The sequence below is a fragment of the Streptomyces flavofungini genome (genome assembly GCF_041028215.1).
Taxonomy (GTDB): domain Bacteria; phylum Actinomycetota; class Actinomycetes; order Streptomycetales; family Streptomycetaceae; genus Streptomyces; species Streptomyces flavofungini_B.
Window position 1 is genome coordinate 1 of the sequence record NZ_JASKYR010001043.1, and the last position, 2,253, is coordinate 2,253.

The 2,253-nt window shown below is 72.3% G+C and carries 3 protein-coding genes; all 3 read right to left on the bottom strand.

What is annotated here, in order from left to right; all coding sequences use genetic code 11:
- Positions 1-29 precede the first annotated feature (29 nt).
- Positions 30-1,250, bottom strand: coding sequence for a beta-ketoacyl-[acyl-carrier-protein] synthase family protein (locus tag AB8Z36_RS38145; protein ID WP_369217957.1), 1,221 nt, complete (start codon positions 1,248-1,250; stop codon positions 30-32).
- On the bottom strand, positions 1,250-1,480 hold the full coding sequence (locus AB8Z36_RS38150; RefSeq protein WP_062780863.1) for an acyl carrier protein: 231 nt from the start codon (positions 1,478-1,480) through the stop codon (positions 1,250-1,252). Before AB8Z36_RS38150 ends, AB8Z36_RS38145 begins: the two co-directional genes overlap by 1 nt.
- A gap of 76 nt (positions 1,481-1,556) precedes the next feature.
- On the bottom strand, positions 1,557-2,253 hold a 697-nt coding region (locus AB8Z36_RS38155), incomplete at its 5' end, for a 3-oxoacyl-[acyl-carrier-protein] synthase III C-terminal domain-containing protein (protein ID WP_369217958.1).

The window sequence follows — 2,253 nt, forward strand, 5'->3', positions numbered from 1 at the left end:
GGGTGGGAGGAGCGGGTCCGCTCCGGCACTCACGCGGGAGCGAGGGCCAGGACGGTGTTCTGCCCGCCGAACCCGCAGGAATTGCTGAGCGCCAGATCGATGGGCATGGAGGTCGCCGTGTAGGCGAGCTTGATGTCGACCTCCGGGTCGGGCATCACCAGGTTGGCGATGGGCGGCACCAGTTCGTGCTCGATGCTCAGCAGCGTGAACGCCGCCTCCACCGCGCCGGCCGCGCCGAGGAGATGGCCGGTCACGCCCTTGGTCGAGGTGACGAGCGGGTCCCCCTGGAGGGTCCGTTTCACCATCCTCGCCTCGGCGATGTCGTTGAGCGGTGTCGAGGTGCCGTGCGCGTTCACGTGCTGGACGTCGTCCGGATCGGCCCCGGCGTCGGCGAGGGCCGCGCGAACGGCCGCCTCGACCCCGGAGCCGTCCGGATGCGGCGACGTCATGTGATGGGCGTCGGCGGTGGCGCCGTAGCCGATGATCCGGCCGTGCACGTGCGCCCCGCGGGCCCTGGCGTCCTCGACGCGTTCCATGACGAGGATGCCCGCGCCCTCACCCGCGACGAAGCCGTCCCGCTCGGCGTCGAACGGGCGTGACGCGTGCGTGGGGTCGTCCTCGCGCTTGGACAGGGCGCCCATCTGCGCGAATCCGGCCATCACCAGTGGGGTGATCATGGCCTCGCTGCCGCCCGCGAGGACGACGTCGCAGCGGCCGAGGGCCAGCAGGTCCCTGGCCGTGCCGATGGCCGTCGCCCCGGACGCGCAGGCGGTGGCCACCACCAGGTTGGGTCCCGTCGCCCCGAACTCGATGGCCGTCTGACCGGCCAGCATGTTCGGGAGCTGCATCGGGAGCAGCAGCGGTGAGACCCGGTCGGCGCCCTTCTCCCGCAGGGCGTGGTGCTGTTCCTCGACCGTGCCGGGTCCGCCGTCGGCGCAGCCGAGCACCACGCCGACCCGGGCACCGTCCCAGGTCTGCGGGTCGAGCCCGGCGTCGGCGATGGCTTCTCTGGCGGCGACGAGGGCGAACTGGACGAAACGGTCGAGGCGGAGGGCCCGGCGGGCCGACAGCAGCGCTTCGGGGTCGAAGCCGGGTACACGGCAGGAGATCCGTACCGGGTTGTCCGCCAGTACGGGATCGAACGCCGCGCCCGACCTGCCCTCGCAGACCGCCGCCCAGCTCGGCCCCACCCCGATACCGCCGGGGGTGACGAGGCCGAGCCCGGTGACGGCGATGTCGATGCCGGCCATCAGACCTTCGCGCTCCTCGTCTCCATGAGCTCCACCATGTCGGCCACGGTGTCGGCCTCCAGGAGGTCGTCGTCGCTGACGTCGATGTCCAGTTCGGACTTGAGCAGCAGCGACAGCTCCACCACGGCGAGCGAGTCCAGCTCGATGTCGTCCTTGGTGGCCTCGGGGGTGATGGCCTCGGGGGACACCTTGAGCTTGTTGGACAGGATTTCCTTGAGCTGCTCCAGCATGACGATCCCTTTCGGAAGGCGTACGCGCCGTTCGGCGTACGGGTCTTGAGGAGGTACCGCCCGGCGCCGGCAGGCGTCAGACGGACTGCACTTCGGGCCAGACGAGCGTCGTCGACCCCCAGGAGAGCCCGCCGCCGAACGCGGTGAGCAGTACCCGGTGACCTGCGGCGAGCCGGCCGTCGGCGGCGGCCTGGGACAGCAGCAGCGGGAGCGAGGCGCCCCCGGTGTTGCCGACCTGTTCGATGTTGCTGAGCTGCCGTTCGGCGGGGATGCCGAGCCGTTCGGCGACCGAGTCGAGGATGCGGGCGTTGGCCTGGTGCGCGGCGAACCGGTCCACGTCCGCGAGGGTCCAGCCGGAGAGTTCGGCCGCCTCCTGGGACGTGGCGGTCATCCGCTCCACCGCGTGCCGGTAGGTGTCGCGGCCGACCATCCGGAAGTACTCGTCGCCGGGCTCGGGCGGGGTGCCCGTCGAGCGCTGCCGGGAGCCGCCGGCCGGCACCTCGATGAGATGGCTCAGCTCGCCGTCGCTGCCGAGGACCAGAGGGCCGACCGCGCCCGGCTCGTCCGGCTCACCGGCCCGCAGGACCACGGCGCCCGCGCCGTCCGCGAAGATCACGGCGGTGGTGCGGTCCGCCGGGTTGATGATGGTGGTGAMCRCGTCGGCGGCGACCAGCAGCACCCGCTCCGCGACCCCCGAGKCGATGAGCCCCGAGGCGGAGGCGAGCCCGTACAGGAAGCCCGAGCAGACGGCCGCGACGTCGAACGCCGGGACC